The organism is Pseudomonas sp. LBUM1660 (assembly GCF_059695935.1).
Genome location: NZ_CP166795.1, coordinates 523875 through 545973, shown reverse-complemented (window position 1 = coordinate 545973; position 22099 = coordinate 523875). Strand labels below are relative to the sequence as shown.

Here is a 22099-nt window from a genome sequence, read left to right as displayed (position 1 = left end):
CTGCGTCCGGCTGCTACATCGCGTCACGACCTCAGTCTTTTTCCAGCGGCGAGAAATACAGTCGCCCCAGACCGCGCCAGGTCTTCTTGTTCCAGGCCCTGAACGGGATCTGCGCCAGCAGCTCGCGGGCGAGCTTGCGATCACGGTTGGCGGTCTTGAGGAACATCGAACTCAGGAATTTGTAACGCACCTCGTCGTACAGCGGATGATCGCTGAACAGCGCGTAGGAGCGCAGGATGTTGTCGACCATGAAGCGATGGTTCTTGTAGGAGTTGGTGGCGTGCTTGCGATAGCGCGCCATCAGCACATTCAGGCCATCGATAAAGTAACCCGCACGGGTCACCTTCAGCTCGATCAGCAAGTCTTCCAGGCGAATGTTCGGATCGAACCCACCCACCTTGTCCAGCGCTTCCCGGCGGATCATCAGGGTTGGCGCGGGGGGATAGGGTTTGCGCTCCAGGAACATGTCATCGAAATCCAGACGACGGAACGGCACATCACGGCGCTGGCGCTTCTCGGGATACAGATTGCCGTCGGCATCGATCAGCTCGATGTTGCCGGCGCAGATACCGACCTCGGGCTTGCCATCCATGTACGCCACCTGAGTCGCGATGCGCTCCGGCAGCATGATGTCGTCGGAGCCGAATGGTACGATCAGGCTGCCCTTTGAACGGGCAATGGCGGCATTGAGGGTGTTGGTCAACCCCTGGTTCTGTTGAACCCGGAAATCGAAACCGTGCTTCTCCTGCAATGCCTTGATCCGCTCGACGCTGTCATCCTTGGAACCGTCATCGACCACCAGCAGCTCGATGTTCTTATAGGTCTGGTTGAGGACGCTGAGAATGCTTTCCTCGATATAGGGAGCGTGGTTGTACGACGCAATGATGACAGATACGAGGGGTTGGGCGTCGCTCATGGTTGTTCCTTGCGGGCCTGTTCCAGGCCAGAGTCGATCAGGTTCAGGTATTCCTGACGGAACACCTCGATGTCATGTTGTTCCTGGAGATAACGGTAGGACTGCTCGCCCTTGGCCTTGAGCTCGTCATCCGACAGCCCGAGGTAGTTATCCAGCGCCGCGACCAGGCTCGGCACGTCCTTCGGTGTAATCGTCAGCCCACCCGCGCCTTCAATCAGCGGCAGCATGGCCGGCACGCTGGAGGCAATCACCGGCAGATGTCCGCTCATGCCTTCGAGCAGCGCCAGCCCCAGACCTTCAGCCAGGGACGGCATGGTCCAGATGTCGAACGCGCGGATGTACTGCAAGGCGATTTCCTTGAAGCCCAGCAGGTGTGCGCGACCGGTCAGGCCCAGGCTTTCGATTTCGGCTTTCAGGCGCGACTCTTCGCGGCCGGCACCGATGATCGCCAACTGGGTGTTCGGGTATTTGTCTTTGAGGGCAGCAAACGCCTGCAACAGATAGGTGTGACCCTTGACCGGCACCAGGCGACCCAACGCCCCGATCAAACGCACCGACGGATCGATGCCCAACAATTCGCGGGCGCGCTCGCGGCTGTGCTGCAAGCCTTCGGCCTGTTCGATGTCGATGGCGTTGGTGATGGCGTAAGTATTCTGGTCGGTGAAACCGCAGTCACAGTCCAGCAGGTACTGTTTGACCGCCGGCGACACACCGACAAAGCGCCAGTGACGATCGATCAGGCGCTGGGTCTGGCGGCGCCGGTAAAACCGGTCGTACTCGCCAAAACCGTGGGAAATGCCGATGCACAGCGGGACTTTCAACCAGCGGTTGAGCGTCAGCATCATGTTCACCGGCTTGAAGCGGTTACAAATCACCACGTCGAATTTTTCTGCGCGGCAAAACTTGTACAGCGCCCACATCGCCCGCAGGCGCATGCCCTTGAGGGACTTGTCGGAAAATTCGAAATACACCGAACGGTCAGCCCGGCTCACAGCCTCGCCTGGCCCGGGCTTGCCACGCAGGAATGCCGCAGTGACTTCATAGCGATCACTCGGCAGCGCCTTGACGATCTGCTCCGCGAGGTCGGCAAAATCATGGGCTTTGACGTTGTAGTCAGGCTGCAATTGCAGAACCTTTGACCGTTGACTCATAACTCTCCCCGGTGAAAACCAGTCGCATCGATGACCCAGGCCGGTTCGGCGGCAATACGCCTGACCTCAGCTGGATCGGGTGGAGGCAACCGTGACCACTCGTTGCGTTTCCAGCAAACGAAGTGGAAATACGGAAACCGGCGATCGCCATCGCGATCATTACTCAAACAGCCATTTCGCCAATACCAGTGATGCGGAAAATCATCCGTACCGTCGTGCCACTTGATGCAGCCACCCGGGGTGCTGAACGCCTCGGTGAATTCGCTGCGCCGACGCCACGGATTGAACTTGCCCACCAAGGTGAACAATGGCTCGGGGAAATTCTTGCGCCAGAGGAAGATCCGACTGAATGCGCCCTCGTCCAGCGCATGATGCTCCTGATCGGTGAAGCGCTTTCGCCAGTCCTTCATCTGCATGAACAACTCACGCTTGCGGGCGTTGTTGCGCATCAGGCAAAGATGCCCTGCCACCCGTCGCTCGTGAGTCGAGAACAGGTCATAAGCGGCCAGCCGATCCAGGGTGAAGTAACTTCGCAGGTCACCATACACCAGATCAATATCGCCGAACCCCCAGAAATCATAGCCTTGCAGCCGGTCGGCATGAATATGCCCCAGCGCCGGCTTGATGTCGCAGAGCTTGTAAGCCGCAGCCGGTGCAAAGTCGATATCCAGTCGTTGCGACACCAGCCCACAGTATTCCCTGAACGTCATGCACTCGACAGTGACGTTGGGTGGCAGATTCTCGGGCGTGCCGCAGTCGCTGAACAGCAACCAGTCGATGTCGGCATTGCGACGGCAACTCTCCAGAAAAAACGGCATCCAGAACGGCCATTGGCCGAAATACGGAATCAGAAAAACAATGCGCGGGAGTGAGTTGGTCACAGAAGATTCACTGCAGTTGTTTAAGACGCGGCCATGCTAGACAGCGAAGTACATCATTTCTGCTGTCGAGATGTTTCACCATGTTTCAAAAGCCATAACAACTCATGGCGTCTGACCGCCTTGCGAAAAAATTCGTTCTCGCCATAAAGGGGCGGCACTCTACGGGCCAACAAGCGCTGTATCAACCGACGCAAACGTCGCTTGAACGGCATGGGCGGTTGCAGGTCGTGCATCATGCTCAGCGCCATGGCTTTATCACGCTGAAGGTCCAGCGACAGCGGCAGGCAGCAAGGCTGCATCGGTGTGGTGGAGTCGAAGGCCGGCGGCAAGGCGATGCCATGCCCCGCATCGCCCATCGGCCAGCGGTCGTTGTCGTGCAGATGATTGGCGTAGCCCAGTAACGTGGTCGGCTGCCACTCCAGACCCTTCAGCGCTTCGAGGACCGCTTGCTGAGCGCAGATATGATCGGGATGAGGGTCGAGGGTCGGGTGCGGCAGCACGATCACTTCAGGTCGAGCCCGCAACAGCAATTCGCGTAAATCAGCCAGCAGGTTGTTCCAGGTCGGTGCGCCGTCGATGTCGCCCGGCAGGGCAAACGGATTCAACTTGCGATACACGCGGGTGTCGCTCAACTCGGCTTCACGCGAACCCATCGGCTGCGCTGGCGCGGCTTGCATCGCCGCCAGTTGCAGGCAGAAATAACCCAGCTGCACGCAATTCGCTTCAGGCACACCCGCCCAACGCGGCACCGCGATGCTGTCCCAGGCGCGCAAACGGCCCTTGAGTCGGGCGGCCTCGACTTTGTTCAGGCCCAGCTGTTGATAGTGTTCGGCTTCGATTTCACCGGCGGTTAGGGTGACGATCCAGGCTTCATCGGCCTGGCTGTACAAACCATAGGCAGCCAGTTCGGCGTCGTCGGCGTGAGGCGCGATCACCATCACCCGCTGACGGCGGTAATCCGGTTGCTCCAGCGCCCACAGCACCGGCTCTCCGAGCAGGCGGCAGAAGCGTCCGTGCAGGCGCAACTCGCCCCGCGACAACACTTGCGCCTGACCGCTGAGGTTCAGGTAGCGCAGGCCATTCACACCGCGTTCAAAGGTTTGCCGGTCTGGGTTATCGCCACCCAGCAACTCGACCACCGGGTCGATAAATCGCCCCAGCCATGTACTTTTTAAACGCAGCGCCAACACCAGCGTTGCTTCGTCGACCAGCATCACGCCTTCGTCCAGGCGCAGACGCTCACCGTCCAGATGCACCTTGGGCTGCGGGGTGTACGGCGGAAAACTGTATTGGTAATCGTCTTTTGGCGAATAGAACAAATGGTCGGCGAACCACGCCTCGTGGGCAATCCAGCCCAGTACCCCGAGTACCAGCGGCAACCACCACGCTACCAGCACGCCGATGGCAATCAACAGCACCAGCGCGATCAACAGGCCGATGCGTTTGTTGCGCCGATGGCGCTTGAGCAGTTGCTGTTTGCGACTCATGGGTTCACTCACACGGTGAAGACCGGCACAGGATTGCACCAGCGGTCCTTGTATTCCCGGTCGGCGCGACCGAAGGAAAACCGCAAGGGTTTATCCAGGGCGCGTGCGTGTTCCCAGGCACTTTGGGTGTTGAGGAAACTCAGCACGCTACCGGGGCTGAACTCGCGCGTTTCGGGGTCGACGCCGCCATTGATGTACTCGACGCTGATCCACTCCGGCGCTTCGACGCGGTACACCAGTTGAATCGCGATCGGTGCATCGTTGAGAAAAATCACCGAGCCGATCAGCAAGTCGCGCAGCAGCTCGATCACCTCGCCCATACGTTCCGCGCCAGTGGCCGGGAAGCCCCAGCGGCGCTGGAACAGGTCGCAGTAGATCGCGGCCAGCTCAGTACTGGAGAATTCGGCGACCGGCCGCACCACCCCGCCCGCCTCTTCCAGCAGACGCAATTCACGGCGCTGGTTATAGCGGAATTTTTTCGACAGTTCTTCGGGCGTGCGGGCCATGGCCAGTTGTTCGGCCTGCAACTTGATGTCGGTGAAACGGCCTTCGTTCAGCGCCGACAAATAACGTCCGCGATGGCGCAGCGGTGCTTGCGCATCAGCGGCGGCCGGCAGGATCAACTCGGCATTGCCGAGGTCGAACAACCCTTTTTTACCGCGGCGTTTGAGCACGTCTTTGGACAGCGCCAGGTCGCGGCCCCAGGTCGGGATGGCGGCTTTCACTTCACCGTTTTGCTCCCAGGCCAGGTAACGCACCGGGATGTCGGCCAACTGTGCCAGACGTTCAACCACCAGAGGGTGAGTCGCGACGCTGCCGCCAAAACGTTGCCAGGCCTGTGCATAAGTCGAGGCGTCGACCACCGCCCAGCCTCGTTCGCGCCAGCCTTGAAATCGGTTGAGCATCAGCCCCTCGGTGCCAGTTCTGTGACGTGTGGCAAATGCCAGAAAGCATCGCGTACCGCGCGGTCGGAGAATCGTTCACGCAGGCGATCGAGCATCAGCTCGGCGCACTGGTGACGTTGCTGGTCGTCCATCGCGGCCAGATGTTGCAGACCTTGGGCCAAGTGTTCGGCATCGCCCAGCGGGAACAGAATGCCCACGCCTTCAACGACTTCCTTGGCCCCACCGCACGCGGTGGCAAGCAACGGGACGCCGGCGGCCATGGCTTCGAGCAGCACCATGCCGAAGGGTTCGTGATCAGAACTCAGGGCAAACACATCAAAGGCACGGAAGTAGCGACGGGCATCCGGCACCTGGCCGAGGAACAGCACGCGGTCGCCGATTCCCAGTTCACGGGCCAGGGCCTTGAGGTCCTGTTCCAGTCGACCGCTGCCGAGGATCACCAGTTGGCTGTTGCCCGGCAAGCCCGGCAATGCCTCGGCAAATCCGTGCAGCAGCGTGGCTTGGTCTTTGTCCGGATGCAGCCGCCCGACGTTACCGACAATCCAGGCATCCGCCGACAGACCGAGGGTTTCCCGGGCCTCTCGGACCGACACCTGACTGGTCTGCAACGCCGGCACATCCACACGGTTATAGAGCGTCTGAATCCGCCCGGCCGGCCATTTCGGCAGGCAACGGCGCATGTTGTCACGCACCGCATCGGAGACCCCGAGCAGGCTCAGGCGCTTGCGGAATATATGCGCGAAGAGTTTGCGGGTGCCGCGTTTGTAATCGTCAAACGCGTGATGCACACCAATCACCGGCAGCGAGGTGCCGAGCAAGGCGATGTAGATCGGCTTGAAGCGGTGAGCAATGCAGAAACTGAAATTGCGCGAGGCGGCGATCTTGCGCAGATCGCCGATGGCGCCCAGCTTCAGGCCACGAATGGCCTTGGAGCTGTATTCCATGAATAGCACTTCATCGGAAGCGCAGTTCGCGGCGACTTCGCTATCGGCGACCCCGGTCAAAAAAACCGTGGTCACCCGATAACCCGTCCCCGCGAACAGGCTGGCGTACTGCCGGGCACAGTCCAGGAACGGCCCGTCATAGCCGTGGCAGAACTGCAACACATGGCGTTCAGCCGAGCGTGTCATAAGCGTTGGCGCCCTCTTTGACCACCAGGATGTCTTCCATGATCAGATACTGTAGATCGGAACCGAAGAACATGTTCAGCGCGTCGGTCGGCGAGCAGATCATCGGCTCGCCACGACGGTTGAGCGAGGTGTTCAGCGACACGCCGTTGCCGGTCAGTACTTCCAGCGCCTTCATCATGTCGTAGTAGCGCGGGTTGTATTCGCGCTTGAGCACCTGGGCCCGGGAAGTGCCGTCTTCGTGGACGACTTCTGGCACGCGGGCCTTCCACTCTTCCGCCACTTCGAAGGTGAAGGTCATGAATGGCGCCGGGTGATCGATCTTGATCATCTGCGGGGCGACGGTGTCGAGCATCGACGGGCAGAAAGGCCTCCAGCGCTCGCGGAACTTGATCTGGTGGTTGATCCGGTCAGCCACGCCGGTTGCACTCGGGCAACCGATGATCGAACGACCGCCCAACGCGCGCGGACCGAACTCCATGCGGCCCTGGAACCAGGCCACAGGGTTGCCATCGACCATGATCTTGGCGATGTTTTCCGGCATGTTCTCAAGCTTGCGCCAGGTCGGCTTGCTCGCGTGACGAGCGCACGCGGCGATCACGTCTTCGTTGCTGTACGACGGGCCGAGGTAGACGTGTTCCATCTTCTCGACCGGGACGCCACGGGCGTGAGATACATAGGCTGCTGCGCCGACCGCCGTACCGGCATCGCCGGACGCCGGCTGCACGAACAACTCGGTGACGTCGTCACGGGCGATGATTTTCTGGTTGAGCTTGACGTTCAACGCACAGCCACCGGCGAAGGCCAGTTTGCCGGTTTCCTTGAGCACGTCGCCCAGGTAGTGGTCGATCATCTGCAGCGAGATTTTTTCAAACAGCGCTTGCATGCTCGCCGCGTAGTGAATGTAAGGTTCGTCGGCGATGTCGCCTTCACGCTTCGGCCCCAGCCACTCGATCAGCTTCGGCGAGAAGTAGAAGCCTTTGCCCTTCTCTTTATAGCGACGCAGGCCGATGACGTTGGCGTAGTCGGTGTTGATCACCAGTTCGCCGTTTTCAAACGAGGCCAGGCGCGAGAAATCATATTTGCTCGGGTCGCCATAAGGCGCCATGCCCATGACCTTGAATTCGCCATCGAGCATCTCGAAACCGAGGAACTCGGTGATCGCGCCATACAAGCCGCCGAGGGAGTCCGGATCGAAGAATTCCTTGATCTTGTGGATCTTGCCGTTCTCGCCGTAACCGAAGAAGGTCGTGGCGTACTCACCCTTGCCGTCGATCCCGAGGATCGCGGTTTTCTCTTTGAAACCGGAGCAGTGGTAAGCGCTGGAGGCGTGAGCCAAGTGGTGCTCGACAGGTTCGATCTTGATTTTCTTCGGGTCAAAACCCAACTGCTCGAGGCAGAACACGATCTTGTTGCGATAGCGCTTGTAGCGACGATTGCCCATCAGGATCGCGTCGAGTGCGCGGTCCGGGGCGTACCAGTAACGCTTGGCGTAGTGCCAGCGCGCCTTGCCGAACAGGCTGATCGGGGCGAACGGGATCGCGACCACGTCTACGTCGGACGGTTTGATGCCCGCCTGCTCGAGGCAGAACTTCGCCGATTCGTAAGGCATGCGGTTCTTTGCATGTTTATCGCGTACGAAGCGCTCTTCTTCCGCCGCCGCGACCAGCTTGCCGTCGATGTACAACGCTGCGGAAGGATCATGGCTAAGGGCGCCGGACAGGCCAAGAATCGTCAATGCCACAGGGGTCTAGCCTCTTTAGTCTGCATGCAGGCGACAAGCGCCTCAAAAATTAATGTGCCCCTCGCAAGGGGCGAGAGACAGCTAAAGGGCGGGATTATAGCGTAAACATGGCGGGAATGACCCAGCGCTTATTGCCCTCCTGGACGAAAGCGTGGCATCCCGCTTATCCGCGACCTGCCCGCCAGTAAATACCGAGATTGCCGTCGGTGGCCTGGCGATAAATCGTATAGGGCAAGGAAACGGTGTCCATGACCCCCGACAGGGCCAGGTCCAGCAACACAAAGGGGACAAGGAAGCCGGTGGGATCAGGCGGGGCATTCAAGATGCAGAAGTCGTAGGCCAGGCCGCTGTACATGCGGGGGATGGACTGGCAGTAGGTTTTTTGTTTTCGCAGGCCGCGAGTGGCGTCTTCGTCATCTTGCAGCACCGTCAGTGCGGTCCCGCAACCTGATAAAGCCAGTGAGATAGTACCGATCGCAACAGCCGTTTTTATGGTCAAAATTTGCCCTCCGTGAACATCAGGCAAACTAGCATCGCGGCTATTCAGGGCACAGTTCATGGGGTCTGGGGATCATGTAGGACAGTTCGCAAGAACTTGTCTCCTCAATCTCGGTTGACTGTTCCGACGATAGGGTCGAAGACCCGATTCAGGCAGCGCCCGAGATGTCCTTGGGCAGACGCTGATCGATGACCTGATACAGCGCGCTGCTCTCGGGCCAGTTACGCATGAACCGCGCCCGGTCCCGCGCATACGCCGGGGCAAAGCTCCCCACAGAGCCATGCTGACACATCGAATCCAGATCGATCAGCGCCCAGCGATCCTGCTGCCAGAACAGGTTATGTCCCTTGAAATCCCCATGACTGATGCGCTCACGGATCAGCTCGGCAAACAAATGATCCAGCGCCAGCAATTCAACTTCGGGCGCAGCACCACTGTCGACATACGGCGCAAAGCGCTCAATGATGTCCGGCCCCGGCAGATACTCGGTCACCAGGTACGCCCGGCTGCGCAACCAGAGAAAACGCTTTTCCAGCAACGCCAACGGTTTGGGCGTGGCGATGCCGAGGAACGCGAGGCGATTGCCTTCGCGCCACGAGTGCCAGGCACGGCTCGGGCGCCAGAAGCGTTTGAGCCAGTGTGCAAAGCCTTTGATGTTGTAGCGCTTGATCACCAGCGTCCGACCATCAACCTCGACTTTTCCTACGCTCGCCGCGCCGCCGGTCTTGTACAAATGACCCTGATCGAGCAACGCATCGGCCTGCTCCAGCACCGGCAGCATGGCTGCTGCTTCTTCGCGACGAATGGCCCGCAGGCCGAACGCGCCGCGCTGAACGCTGAACAACGAGCACTCGCGGCCCACCTTGATCAGATAGTCCTTCAAACGCCAACTGCGAACCTTGTCGATCTGCTTCTGCAACGCTTCCATCGGCAACGCGTGTTCGCCGTTACTCAGCAGGTAATACACCAGCAATTCTTCGGTGAACGGTTCCAGCGACTTGGGCAACTGGGCGAAGAACACGCCGAGGTTTTCCAGGACCTTTTGCCGTGACAGCGGCTGGCCCGGCGTTTCAGCACAGACGCCGCCGCCATCGATCAGGTACAACCGACCTCGCTGACGCAAAAGGTTGTCCAGGTGCAGGTCTTCCTGCCAGAGCCCCTTGCGATGCATTTGGCCAATGGCGCCCAACGCCTCGGCCAGCACGGCCCCTTGCATATCCGCCAGCACTGGCAAGTGTTCGACTTTTTTCCAGGTCTCCCCCAGGCTTTCGGCACCCTCAAGGAAATCGAACAGCAACCAGCCGCCCTCGCCTTCTTTCAGGCCGTCCACCAGCAACTGTGGCGTGGTCAGCCCTTGATCGGCGAGCAAACGCACGCCGTCCAGTTCACGCTGAAAATGCCGCGCCGCCTTGCTGCCGACCAACAACTTGGCCAGTACCGGCCGACCGCGCCACACGCCGGCGCCGACGTAACGCTGCCCCGGCAATACGCGCAACAAGCTCAGCAACTGCAGCTCGGCGGGCCCGGCAGCGTCGGCCAGTGAAATACTCATCGGCAAGCTCGGGCTGCGACCGGCGCCTTTCAATTCGGACAAGCGCATCAGCGCGCCTCCTTGTGACTGCGTCGCGCGGTCAGGCGCGAAACCCAACTGTCCACCAGCGAACTGTCCCGTGGCTGATCCACGTAAACCGACAACAACTCGCGCAACTGCGCTTCAGTCCATTCCGGGGCGCGGCGCAGCAGCGGCTCCAGGTCCTTGACCCGGTCACGCTGGCCGAACAGCAACGGCCGGGTTTTTTCCAGGTCGATCAACTGCGCCTGATAACCGTCGCCCGTGGCCTGCAGAAAAATGTGTTTGGGGTAGAAGCAACCGTGGACCTGGCGCACGCCGTGCAGGCGCCGCGCCAGTTCGCCACAGGCTTTCATAATGGCCGAGTGTTGCGCCTCGCTCAGGTCCGACCAGCGCTGCAACAGCGAATCCAGATCGTCCCAACCGTCCAGCGCGCGCGTCAGCAGAACCGCCCGCACTTCCCCGTCGACTTTGCGCTCACCAAAAAACGCCGCTTTCAGCGCCGGAATACCCAACTTCTGATAACGACTGATGTTGCGAAACTCGCGGGCAAAACTCGGTTCGCCGAACGGCGCATGGAAGGTGCGCGTCAGGTAGTTGCTCTGGCGCTTGAGGTAGAAGCCATGACCTTCCAGATCCAGCCGAAACACGCTGCTCCAGCCGCCACCGACGGTGTTGGGTTCATCCACCGCGTCGAGCTGCCGAGCCCACAGTGCGTCAAAAGTGCCGAGGCCGTGACGCTCAAGCAGCGCACGGTCTTCAGCGGCCAGAAAATCAGTCATTCGCGTCCCTCGAAAAATCTCACCACGTGCCGGATGCGTTTTTTGTCGTCGGCGTTCAGCCGGTCACGCTGGCGGTATTGCAGGTAAAAGCGCAAGCGCTGGGTGGCCGAAAGGTGATATTTGGCCACCTTGTCGAGACAGGCCAGGTCCTTGGTGATCCGGTACTTGAGCCAGAAGCCGCGCCAGAAATCGCCGTTGGGGCAATCGATCAGGAACAGCTTGGCCTCGTCGTCGATCAACAGGTTGCGCCACTTCAAATCGTTATGGGTGAAACGGTTGTCGTGCATGGTCCGGGTGTAACCAGCCAACTGACGACTGACCGTATCGACCCAGGCGCGGTCCGCCAACTTGGGATCGTGCCGGTCTGCGAGGGCCGACAAGTCTTCGGTGTTGGGCAGTTCGCGGGTGATCATCGCGCCACGGGCATACGCCGCACCGCGCCGTTCCAGCCCCCAGGCAACCACTTCAGCGGTCGGAATGCCCCACTTGGCGAAACGCTTGAGGTTCTGCCATTCGGCCTTGACCCGAGGCTTGCCCAAATAACGGCGCAGGCCTTTGCCGGCACCTACGTAACGTTTGACGTAATAATTGACGCCGTTGCGATTGACGCGGATGACCTCGGACAACGGGTCGCGGGTCAAGCGTTCGCCCTGCAGCTCGAACACCGCTTCCAGGCTGCCAAAATCTTCCGCCAGGTCGCTGTATTCAGGTTCCAGTTTCCAACCCGGCATCAGAGCGCATCCCCGTATCGCTGTTTACGGTCGTAGAGTTTGTTGGCCTTGCCTTCGAGCCAGGCGAGCAATCCGGCTTCCTCGCCCAGAATCTGGCGCAAGGGCTGTTGGAAGTAGCCTTTGAGGAAGCGCAGCTTGTCGCGTCTGGTCAGACCGATGTCCAGGGCCGAAAAGTACAGCGCCGCCAGATCCTTGTTGCGCCAGCGCTGGGTGATCGCCGGGCGGGTCTGGGCGCGGTGCAGGTCGATCACCGAGAGCTTGAAGTCGTCGGCCGTCACCGGTTTATCGGTGTGCAGCAGGAAGTGACAGATGTAGCAGTCGCGGTGGTTGACCCCGGCTCGGTGCATCATGCCGGTCATGCGCGCGACCTCGGCGATCAGCGCGCGCTTGAGTTTGGGCTCGGGCGGGTTCTTGATCCAGTCGATGCTGAAGTCTTCGAGGCTGACGGTGGGCGCCAGCTCTTCGGTGACGATAAACGAGTGCTGATCCGCCGGGTTGCTGCCCTTCTCGCCGTAAGCGACGGCGGTCATGGTCGGCACGCCGACTTCTTTCAGGCGCTGAATGGCCTTCCACTCCTGGCCCGCGCCGAGTACCGGCAGCTTGGCCGTCAGCAGATTCTTGAAAATCTCGCCCCAACCGATGCCACGGTGGATCTTGACGAAAAAGCCATTGCCGTTCACTTCAGTGCGCAAGGTCCGGCGCGCTTCCAGTTCACGGTAAACCTCGCCCTGCAAGCCTTCGACTTCGGTGAACGCATCGCGTCCGGCCCAAAGGCTCTTGAACGGTTCAGCCAGCATCAACTTCATTAAGCGTGCTCCGCCAGAATCACATCGGCCGCGTGCTGCGGCATGCTGTAGAGGTCGGCCGTCTCAGCGAAGGCCAGACCGTTGCGGCTCCAGGCCGCCCGTGCTTGAGCGTCGTTCAACATGCCGGTCAGGTACTGGGTCAGTTGCGCCTGATCGAACGGTTCGTCCAACACCAGGCCAGCGTCGGCCTCGGCGATGTAATGGGCGTAACCACAGACCGCACTCACCAATACCGGCAATCCGGCCACCAAGGCTTCGAGCAACACAGTCCCGGTGTTTTCGTTATACGCCGGATGAATCAGCAGGTCGGCACCCAGCAGGAAACGCGGGATATCGCTGCGGCCCTTGAGGAACGTCACATTGTCGCCGAGCCCCAAGGTGGCGCTCTGCATCTGGAATAATTTGGGGTCATCCTGGCCAATTACAAACAGCCGGGTGCGTTTCTTCAGATCAGCGGGCAACGCAGCCAGCGCCTTGAGGCTGCGATCCACGCCCTTGGTCTTGAACCCGGAGCCGATCTGCACCAGCAGCAGCTCATCGTCCTTGAGGTTGAATTCACGACGGAAATCGGCACGGATTTCAGCGGCATTCGCCGGCGCGCGACGGTCCTGGGAAATACCCGGTGGCAGCAAATGGAAGCGTTCCAGCGGTGTGTCGTAATGCTTGATGAACAGCGGCTGCTGGACTTCGGAAATCATCAGCACTTCAGTCTTGGCGTCCTTGGCGAACACCGCGCGCTCGTACTCGGCGAAGTGCCGGTAGCGGCCCCAACGGCGGTACAGCGAGTTGCGCAGGTTCTGCGCCTTGTCTTCGAAACAGCCGTCGGCGGCGTAGTAAACGTCCAGCCCCGGCATTTTGTTGAAGCCGATCAGACGGTCCACGGGACGCTTGGCCAGGTCCGCTTCCATCCACTCGCTGAGCTTTTCATTACGGCGATGGTTGAAGAAGGCTTTGACCGGTGCCACCAGCACTTCGAAACCCGGCGGGACATCGCCTTCCCAGATCAGCGTGTAGACGCGAATCTGATGGCCGCGCTGTTGGCACTCCAGGGCGATGCGCATGAAGTCGCGCTGCAAGCCCCCGAACGGAAAGTACTTGTACAAGACGAATGCCAATTGCATCAGCGCAGCTCCTCAGCCAGTAACAACGTGCTCAGTCGGGTCGCGACACGCTCGGGATTCAGACGCGTGAAGCACAGGGGCCACTCGCGTTTCAGGTCGAACTGACGGGCATCTTCGGCCGTCGGTTGATACGTACATTTCTTTTGCAGGCACGGCGCGCAGGGGAAGTCGCTGGCGATGTGAATCTGTGCCTTGCCGTAGGCGCCGGTCAGCCCCGGGTTGGTCGGGCCGAACAGCGACAGGGTCGGTACGTCGAGTGCGGCGGCCAAGTGGCCGAGGCCGGTGTCCACAGCCACGCAGGCCTGAGCGCTGGCGAGTACTTTGCCGACACCCGCCAGGTTCAGTTTGGGCAGCACTTCGACATGTCGAAACCCTGCGGCAATCCGTTCGGCCCGGGCTTTTTCAATGGGATTGCCCCACGGTAGTTTCACGGCGACACCCAGATAACCCACGCGCTCGGCCAGTTCACGCCAATAGGCTTCCGGCCAGTGCTTGGTGTCCCAGGTGGTGCCGTGCAGAAACAGCACGTACGGATTCTTGCGCGGCAGTTCCACCAGGCGTTCGACGTTCAGGCCGTAATCGCCCAGGCCTTTGGGCAAGTCGTAGCCCAGTGCCAGGGCGAACAATTGACGCACCCGCTCTACCGCGTGTTGTCCACGGCCCACCGCCAGGCGACGGGAATAAAAACGTGCGGCGATGGGCTCGCGCGCCGAGTCCTTGTCGAGCCCGGCGACCGGTGCTTTGACATAGCGCGTCAACCAGGCGCTTTTCAGCAGGCCCTGGGCATCAATCACCAGATCGTATTGGGTCGCGCGAACGCTTTGCTTGAAGCGCTTCCACTCGCCACTTTTTAGGGTTTGCCAGAGGTTCTTGCGCCAGCGACGGATCGCCACCGGAATCACCTTGCCCACGGCCGGGTGCCAGGTCGGGATTTCGGCGAAGCCTTCTTCCACAACCCAGTCGAACGTGATGCCGGGGATCGCCCGCGCCGCGTCGGTCAACGCTGGCAACGCGTGAATCACGTCGCCCAGCGAAGAAGTCTTGATCAGCAGAACGCGCAAACTATTTGACCTCGACCACAGTGCCTTGCAACCGCTGCAAGGCTTCGTTCACCGCTTGCGGCATGAGTTGGCGCAGGCAGTTGTAATGACCGAAGCGGCAGGTGCGATCGAAGCACGGGCTGCATTCGAGGCCCAGACGCACGATCTCGACGTGCTCGGCCAAGGGTGGCGTGAAGCCCGGCGACGTCGAACCGTAGACCGCCACCAGCGGACGGTTCAGCGCTGCGGCGACGTGCATCAGGCCGGAGTCGTTGGACACCACCGAATCGGCGCAGGACATCAAGTCAATGGCCTCGGCCAGGGAGGTGCCGCCACTGAGGTTGACCGACTCTTCGCGCAGACCGGGAATCAGCCGCGCGCGGATATCTTCGCCGACCGCGTGATCGTTTTTCGAACCGAACAACCAGACCTGCCAGCCTTCGCGGATCTTCGCTTCGGCGACCTTGGCGTAGTGCTCGGACGGCCAGCGCTTTGATTCGCCGAACTCGGCGCCGGGGCACAGGGCCAACACCGGACGGTCGAGGGCCAGACCGAACTTGGCCAGCGCCGCCTCGCGGGTGACCGGGTCGATCTGCAGGCTCGGCCGTGGATACGGTGTCGGCAGTTCGGCACCGCGCTCATAAGCCAGCGCCATGAAGCGCTCGATCATCAGCGGATAACGTTCTTTATCCAGCGTACGCACGTCATTAAGCAGGCCGTAGCGGAATTCGCCGCGCCAGCCGGTGCGTTTCGGGATGCCGGCGAAGAACGGCACCAGCGCCGACTTCAAGGAGTTTGGCAGCAGGATCGCCTGGTCGTACTGGCCGGCCAGGGATTTGCCGATGCGCCGACGCGTCGCCAGCTCCAAGGCGCCGTGGCCGAGTGGAAAGCTCAAGGCCTGACGAACTTCGGGCATGCGCTCCAGGATCGGCCGGCTCCATTCGGGGGCCAGGACGTCGATTTCGCATTGCGGGTGGCGTTGCTTGAGACACTGAAAAAGTGTCTGCGCCATCACCATGTCACCGACCCAACTGGGCCCAACGATCAGAATTTTCATGTGGTTTCCATAAACGAGCCGGGGAGGCATACGCCTCCCCGCCTCGAGAATCACTGCGGGAGCCTGTCGGCTTGCGATGGGTCATCACCTTCAACATTGCTGTCGACTGTCACTCCGCTATCGCGAGCAGGCTCGCTCCCACATTGGGATTTGGTGTACATCGATCTGCGATACAAAGCAGATCTACTGTGGGAGCGGGCTTGCTCGCGAAGGGGCCATCACATCCAGCATCGATGTCGACTGACACTTTGTCTTCGCGAGCAAGCCCGCTCCCACACTTGAATCTATTGGCATGAACAATCCTGTTTCAGCTTAACCCCAGCTCACGCCAAATCCGCAATACCTGCCGGCGCTCATCGACAAACTGGTCGCCGGGTATCACCCCGGCGTCCTTCTGCAAGGCCTGCCGGTGCGCGGCGGAGCGGTAGGCTTTGTAGGCCTCGCGCAACAGGCTGGCGTCTTCGGCGGGCATCAGCCCTTCGTGCTCCAGCTCTTCCAGAATGCGGATGTTATCCGTCCAGCGCAGCAATGGCGGGTGTGTTTCGGACCACGCCAGGGCCGCGTATTGCACCATAAATTCAATATCGACGATACCTCCGGCGTCCTGCTTGAGATCGAACGGCGCCGTGGCCTCGAAGGCGTTTGCCGCAGTGCCGGCCGCGGTGCTCTTGCTGCCGAGGTTATCGCGCATCTTGGCGCGCATTTCGCTGACCTCCTGACGCAAGGTCGTCAGGTCCCGTGGCTTGCCCAATATCGCCGCGCGCACCTTCTCGAATGCCTGGCCGACATCCTGGCTGCCCACCAGCACCCGCGCCCGCACCAGCGCCTGATGTTCCCAGGTCCAGGCTTCGTTTTCCTGATACCGGGCAAACGCCCCGACCGAACTCACCAGCAACCCAGAGGCGCCGGAAGGCCGCAGCCGCATATCGACTTCATACAGCTGGCCGGAGTTGGTCTGAGCCGTGAGCAAGTGAATGATCCGCTGCCCCAGGCGGGTGAAGAATTGCGCGCCGTCGATGGGTTTCGGCCCATCGGTTTCCGCCTGCGGATCACCGTCGTGGATGAACACCAGGTCCAGGTCCGAACCATGCCCCAGTTCCAGGCCGCCGACTTTCCCATAACCGACAATGATGAAGCCCGGATCGCACAACGTGCCATCGGTGCGCAAAGGCGTGCCGTATTTGGCCACGGTCTGGCGCCAGGCCAGGGCCAGCACTTGCTCGAGGATCGCTTCAGCGAGCCAGGTCAGGTAATCGCTGACTTTCATCAACGGCAGGCTGCCGGCAATTTCCGAAGCGGCGACCCGTAAACGGTGCGCCAGTTTGAAATGCCGCAAGGCTTCCATTTGCTGTTCGAGGTCGTCTTCGGGAATCCGGGTCAGACGCTCACGCAATTCGGCGGCCAGTTCCGGCGCCAGGGGCGGTTTGAACAATCGCCCTTCATTGAGCAACTCGTCGAGCAGCAGCGGGAAGCGGGTGATCTGCTCGGCGATCCACGGGCTCGCAGCGCACAAGGTCAGCAAACGTCGCAACGCGCCGGGGTTCTCGGTCAGCAACACCAGATACGCCGAACGGCGGGCCACCGCCTCAACCAGCGGCAGCACACGCTCCAGCACCAGATCCGGATTGGCATGCTCGACCGCCTGAGCCAGCAACCTCGGAATAAACGCATCGAGGCGTTCGCGCCCCAAGCGTTGCATCGCGCGCAGTTGCGGGCTGCCGCGCAGACCGACCAACGCTTTCAGGGCCTTGGTGGCGTCGGCAAAACCGCCCTCTTCCAACTGGCGGCAGGCGGCTTCTTCATCCTGGGCTTCTTCCCACAGCGGCAGCCATTCGCCGCCGACCACCACTTCGCTTACCGTGCCTTCCTCTTCATCGGGATCGGCAATCACCTGACCGAAGTGCCACGCCACGCGGCCCCGCCAGTACATCAATTGCTCATGGAAAGCCTCCCAGTCGGCAAATCCCAACATAAAGGCAATGCGCGCCTGATCCTGCGCGCCGTCCGGCAGCATCTGGGTCTGGCGGTCGGCAATCGCCTGGATCGCGTGCTCGGTGTACCGCAAGAACTCGTAGCCTTCGCGCAGTTCGCTGATCACGGCCGGTGGCAGGTAACCCTGACCTTCCAGGGTACTCAGTACTTTTAATAGAGGACGTTGCTGCAGGCTCAGGTCGCGACCGCCGTGAATCAGCTGGAACGCCTGGGCGATAAACTCCACTTCGCGGATGCCGCCGGAGCCGAGCTTGATGTTGTCGGCCATGCCCTTGCGCCGCACTTCCTGCTGGATCAGCTGCTTCATGGTGCGCAGCGCTTCGATCGCCGAGAAGTCGAGGTAACGCCGGTAAACGAACGGGCGCAGCATCTCTTGCAGTTGCGCGCCGGCCACTTGATCGCCAGCCACCACCCGCGACTTGATCATCGCGTAGCGTTCCCAGTCGCGGCCCTGGTCCTGGTAATACTGCTCCAGCGCGTTGAAGCTCAGCACCAGCGCACCGGCCGAACCGTAGGGCCGCAGACGCATGTCGACGCGGAATACAAAACCATCGACGGTCATCGGGTCCAGCGCCTTGATCAAGCGCTGGCCGAGACGAATGAAGAATTCCTGGTTATCCAGCGAGCGTTTCACACCAACGGTTTCGCCGCCCTCGGGGTAGGCGAAGATCAGGTCGATGTCCGACGACAGATTGAGCTCCACTGCCCCGAGCTTGCCCATGCCGAGAATGACCATCTGCTGCGGCTCGCCACTGCGCCGTCCGGTGGGCACGCCGAACTGCTGGCAATGCCGCGAGTACAACCACTGATAGGCCTGATCGATGCTCGCATCGGCCATGTCCGAGAGGTCGCGGCAGGTCTGGACCAGGTCGGCCTGGCGAGTCAGGTCGCGCCAGATGATCCGCACTTGCTGAAGGGTGCGCTGACGGCGCAAGGCACGACCTAGCTCGTCGTCGGTTTCGGCCGCATTCACCGCCGCCGCGATCTGCCCGCACAACTCGCCGGGCGCGAAACTGCGGTCCAGTTCGCCGGACTGCACCAGCGCCAGCAACATCAAGGGGTCACGCACGCTCTGTTCGGTCACGAAGTCGCTGGCGGCGGTGACGCGGGCGAATTGCGCCCAGCGTTCAGGCGTCCAGGCAGACAGGCCATGGTCGTCGTCGAGTTCGGCAACGGCGGTGCGGAACGACTGCTCGGCGCGGGTGACAAACGGCAGGAGAATGCCGGGCAGTTCGGCAAGCGGAGGGAGGCTCATGGTCTATCCTTGATCGGCGTGTAGAGGGCGGCATGTAGTGAATTTTCAAAATGCACTACGTGATCGACTGTCGAACAAAGGTTAGAAATAGCTGAAATTTCTTTATTTTTGGCAGACCGCATCAAGCTTTCACCTTTTTCGGTTGGCAAAAGACCAACCTTAACGATTATTCTCACAACGCAGCCGGAGGCCACAAGCCGCTCATCTGTAGTTTTACTACTCGTATATACATCCAGATAGCTGAAATGCCCGATGATTTGTAGTAAAACTACACGCCGCCGGAACCTACCACTCGGCAATCCAAGAATTTATATCGTCTGCCCACAAGGCCAGTCGCAAACTCAGGCAACCGATTCTGGAAGCCTTTCCGCCCTGGAGCAAGCCATGCAAGACCTCGATCCCGTCGAAACCCAGGAATGGCTGGACGCCCTGGAATCGGTTCTCGACAAAGAAGGCGAAGACCGCGCTCACTATCTGATGACCCGTATGGGCGAACTCGCAACCCGCAGCGGTTCGCAGTTGCCTTACGCCATCACCACGCCATACCGCAACACCATTCCCGTTACCCACGAAGCACGCATGCCTGGCGACCTGTTCATGGAACGCCGCATTCGCTCGCTGGTACGCTGGAACGCGATGGCCATGGTGATGCGCACGAACCTGAAAGATTCGGATCTGGGCGGTCACATCTCCAGCTTCGCCTCCAGCGCCACCCTGTATGACATCGGCTTCAACTATTTCTTCCAGGCCCCGACCGACGAACACGGCGGCGACCTGATCTACTTCCAGGGCCACACCTCGCCAGGCGTTTACGCCCGTGCGTTCATGGAAGGCCGCATCACCGAAGACCAGATGAACAACTTCCGCCAGGAAGTCGACGGTCAGGGCCTCTCGTCCTATCCGCACCCTTGGCTGATGCCTGATTTCTGGCAGTTCCCGACGGTTTCCATGGGTCTGGGCCCGATCCAGGCGATCTACCAGGCACGTTTCATGAAGTACCTGGAAGCCCGTGGCTTCATTCCTGAAGGCAAGCAGAAAGTCTGGTGCTTCCTGGGCGACGGCGAGTGCGACGAGCCGGAATCCCTGGGCGCAATCTCGCTGGCTGGCCGCGAGAAGCTCGACAACCTGATCTTCGTCATCAACTGCAACCTGCAGCGCCTCGACGGCCCGGTTCGCGGCAACGGCAAGATCATTCAGGAACTCGAAGGCGTGTTCCGCGGTGCTCAGTGGAACGTGACCAAAGTTATCTGGGGCCGTTTCTGGGACCCACTGCTGGCCAAAGACGTCGACGGTATCCTGCAACGCCGCATGGACGAAGTCATCGACGGCGAGTACCAGAACTACAAAGCCAAAGACGGCGCGTTCGTGCGTGAACACTTCTTCAACACGCCGGAACTCAAGGCGATGGTTGCTGATCTGTCCGACGACGAGATCTGGAAACTCAACCGTGGCGGCCACGACCCGTACAAGGTCTACGCGGCGTACCACGAAGCGGTCAACCACAAAGAACAACCGACCGTCATCCTGGCCAAGACCATCAAGGGTTATGGCACTGGTGCCGGCGAAGCGAAAAACACCGCGCACAACACCAAGAAGGTTGATGTTGAAAGCCTGAAGCTGTTCCGCGATCGCTTCGACATCCCTGTGCGCGACGAAGAGCTGGAAAACCTGCCGTTCTTCAAGCCAGAGCCAAACAGCGCCGAAGCCCGCTACCTGAGCGAACGCCGCACGGCACTGGGCGGTTTTGTGCCACAGCGCCGCGCCAAGAGCTTCGATATCCCGACACCGCCACTCAATACCCTCAAGGCTATCCTGGACGGCTCGGGCGACCGTGAAATTTCCACCACCATGGCCTTCGTGCGGATCCTCGCGCAACTGGTCAAGGACAAGGAAATCGGCTCGCGCATCGTCCCGATCATCCCGGACGAAGCCCGTACCTTCGGTATGGAAGGCATGTTCCGTCAGTTGGGCATCTACTCGTCCGTCGGCCAGCTCTACGAGCCAGTCGATAAAGACCAGGTGATGTTCTACAAGGAAGACAAGAAGGGCCAGATCCTCGAAGAAGGCATCAACGAAGCGGGCGCCATGAGCTCCTTCATCGCTGCCGGTACTTCGTACTCCAGCCACAACCAGCCAATGCTGCCGTTCTACATCTTCTATTCGATGTTCGGCTTCCAGCGTATCGGCGACCTCGCCTGGGCCGCTGGCGACAGCCGCACCCGTGGCTTCCTGATCGGCGGCACCGCCGGCCGGACCACGCTGAACGGCGAAGGCCTGCAACACGAAGACGGTCACAGCCACATCCTGGCTGGCACCATCCCGAACTGCCGCACCTTTGATCCAACCTACGGCTACGAGCTGGCGGTGATCATCCAGGACGGCATGAAGAAGATGACCGAAGAGCAGCAGGACGTTTTCTACTACATCACCGTGATGAACGAGTCCTATCAGCAGCCAGCCATGCCGGCCGGTGTCGAGGAAGGCATCATCAAGGGCATGTACCTGCTCGAAGAAGACACCCGCGAAGCGGCGCACCACGTTCAGCTGATGGGCTCCGGCACCATCCTGCGTGAAGTCCGTGAAGCAGCGAAGATTCTGCGTGAAGAGTTCAACGTTGCCGCAGACGTCTGGAGCGTTACCAGCTTCAACGAACTGCGTCGCGATGGCTTGGCCGTCGAGCGCAGCAACCGTCTGCACCCGGGCCAGAAGCCTAAACTGAGCTATGTCGAAGAGTGCCTGAACGGCCGTAAAGGTCCGGTCATCGCGTCTACCGACTACATGAAGCTGTTCGCTGAGCAAATTCGTCAGTGGGTCCCGTCCAAGGAATTCAAAGTCCTGGGCACCGACGGTTTCGGCCGCAGTGATAGCCGCAAGAAGCTGCGTCACTTCTTCGAAGTCGATCGTCAATTCGTGGTGTTGGCAGCCCTGGAAGCACTGGCTGACCGTGGCGATATCGAACCTAAAGTGGTGGCTGAAGCCATCGCCAAGTTCGGGATCAACCCGGAAAAACGCAACCCACTGGACTGCTGAGGAGA

Annotated in this window: 17 protein-coding genes; 1 reads left to right on the top strand and 16 read right to left on the bottom strand. The window is 60.5% G+C overall.

Features of this window, described 5'->3' with window-relative positions:
- Positions 1-31 precede the first annotated feature (31 nt).
- The 16 genes from ACA068_RS02550 to glnE all read right to left on the bottom strand — a co-directional run bounded on the left by ACA068_RS02550 (position 32) and on the right by glnE (position 19064).
- Positions 32-916: a glycosyltransferase gene (locus ACA068_RS02550; protein ID WP_497307361.1), complete on the bottom strand. Its 885-nt coding sequence runs from the start codon at positions 914-916 to the stop codon at positions 32-34.
- Entirely contained in the window at positions 913-2067 is a 1155-nt protein-coding gene (locus ACA068_RS02545) for a glycosyltransferase family 4 protein (RefSeq protein ID WP_497307359.1), read from the bottom strand. The genes ACA068_RS02550 and ACA068_RS02545 overlap by 4 nt, the downstream gene beginning before the upstream one ends.
- Entirely contained in the window at positions 2064-2948 is an 885-nt protein-coding gene (locus ACA068_RS02540; protein WP_497307358.1) for a DUF6625 family protein, read from the bottom strand. Before ACA068_RS02540 ends, ACA068_RS02545 begins: the two co-directional genes overlap by 4 nt.
- Before the next feature lie 53 nt (positions 2949-3001).
- Entirely contained in the window at positions 3002-4435 is a 1434-nt protein-coding gene (locus tag ACA068_RS02535; RefSeq protein ID WP_497307356.1) for a PIG-L deacetylase family protein, read from the bottom strand.
- An 8-nt stretch (positions 4436-4443) separates the two neighbouring features.
- Positions 4444-5340 (bottom strand): antimicrobial resistance protein Mig-14, encoded by an 897-nt coding sequence (locus ACA068_RS02530; RefSeq protein WP_497307355.1) that lies wholly within the window; start codon positions 5338-5340, stop codon positions 4444-4446.
- A complete protein-coding gene (locus tag ACA068_RS02525; protein WP_497307353.1) occupies positions 5340-6470 on the bottom strand; it encodes a glycosyltransferase in 1131 nt (376 codons plus the stop codon). Before ACA068_RS02525 ends, ACA068_RS02530 begins: the two co-directional genes overlap by 1 nt.
- The gene (locus ACA068_RS02520) at positions 6454-8211 is read right to left on the bottom strand and encodes a carbamoyltransferase family protein (RefSeq protein WP_497307351.1); all 1758 of its coding nucleotides are present in this window, start codon (positions 8209-8211) and stop codon (positions 6454-6456) included. Before ACA068_RS02520 ends, ACA068_RS02525 begins: the two co-directional genes overlap by 17 nt.
- A 163-nt stretch (positions 8212-8374) precedes the next feature.
- Entirely contained in the window at positions 8375-8710 is a 336-nt protein-coding gene (locus ACA068_RS02515; RefSeq protein WP_497307349.1) for a YceK/YidQ family lipoprotein, read from the bottom strand.
- 148 nt (positions 8711-8858) lie between these two features.
- Positions 8859-10310 carry a lipopolysaccharide kinase InaA family protein gene (locus tag ACA068_RS02510; RefSeq protein WP_497307348.1) on the bottom strand — a complete coding sequence of 484 codons (1452 nt, stop codon included), beginning with the start codon at positions 10308-10310 and terminating at the stop codon, positions 8859-8861.
- Positions 10310-11062, bottom strand: coding sequence for a lipopolysaccharide kinase InaA family protein (locus tag ACA068_RS02505; RefSeq protein WP_497307346.1), 753 nt, complete (start codon positions 11060-11062; stop codon positions 10310-10312). The genes ACA068_RS02510 and ACA068_RS02505 overlap by 1 nt, the downstream gene beginning before the upstream one ends.
- Positions 11059-11793, bottom strand: a complete 735-nt coding sequence (locus tag ACA068_RS02500; RefSeq protein WP_497307344.1) for a lipopolysaccharide kinase InaA family protein — start codon at positions 11791-11793, stop codon at positions 11059-11061. Before ACA068_RS02500 ends, ACA068_RS02505 begins: the two co-directional genes overlap by 4 nt.
- Positions 11793-12599, bottom strand: a complete 807-nt coding sequence (rfaP, locus tag ACA068_RS02495) for a lipopolysaccharide core heptose(I) kinase RfaP (protein WP_497307343.1) — start codon at positions 12597-12599, stop codon at positions 11793-11795. Before rfaP ends, ACA068_RS02500 begins: the two co-directional genes overlap by 1 nt.
- The gene (locus ACA068_RS02490) at positions 12599-13720 is read right to left on the bottom strand and encodes a glycosyltransferase family 4 protein (protein WP_077747649.1); all 1122 of its coding nucleotides are present in this window, start codon (positions 13718-13720) and stop codon (positions 12599-12601) included. Before ACA068_RS02490 ends, rfaP begins: the two co-directional genes overlap by 1 nt.
- Positions 13720-14781, bottom strand: a complete 1062-nt coding sequence (gene waaC, locus ACA068_RS02485; RefSeq protein ID WP_497307341.1) for a lipopolysaccharide heptosyltransferase I — start codon at positions 14779-14781, stop codon at positions 13720-13722. The genes ACA068_RS02490 and waaC overlap by 1 nt, the downstream gene beginning before the upstream one ends.
- Position 14782: 1 nt before the next feature.
- Positions 14783-15817, bottom strand: a complete 1035-nt coding sequence (gene waaF / locus ACA068_RS02480; RefSeq protein WP_497307339.1) for a lipopolysaccharide heptosyltransferase II — start codon at positions 15815-15817, stop codon at positions 14783-14785.
- Between the two features lie 307 nt (positions 15818-16124).
- Positions 16125-19064, bottom strand: a complete 2940-nt coding sequence (gene glnE / locus ACA068_RS02475) for a bifunctional [glutamate--ammonia ligase]-adenylyl-L-tyrosine phosphorylase/[glutamate--ammonia-ligase] adenylyltransferase (protein WP_497307337.1) — start codon at positions 19062-19064, stop codon at positions 16125-16127.
- Between the two features lie 384 nt (positions 19065-19448).
- Between glnE and aceE the strand changes: the two genes are divergently transcribed.
- Positions 19449-22094: a pyruvate dehydrogenase (acetyl-transferring), homodimeric type gene (aceE, locus tag ACA068_RS02470; protein WP_497307336.1), complete on the top strand. Its 2646-nt coding sequence runs from the start codon at positions 19449-19451 to the stop codon at positions 22092-22094.
- Positions 22095-22099 lie beyond the last annotated feature (5 nt).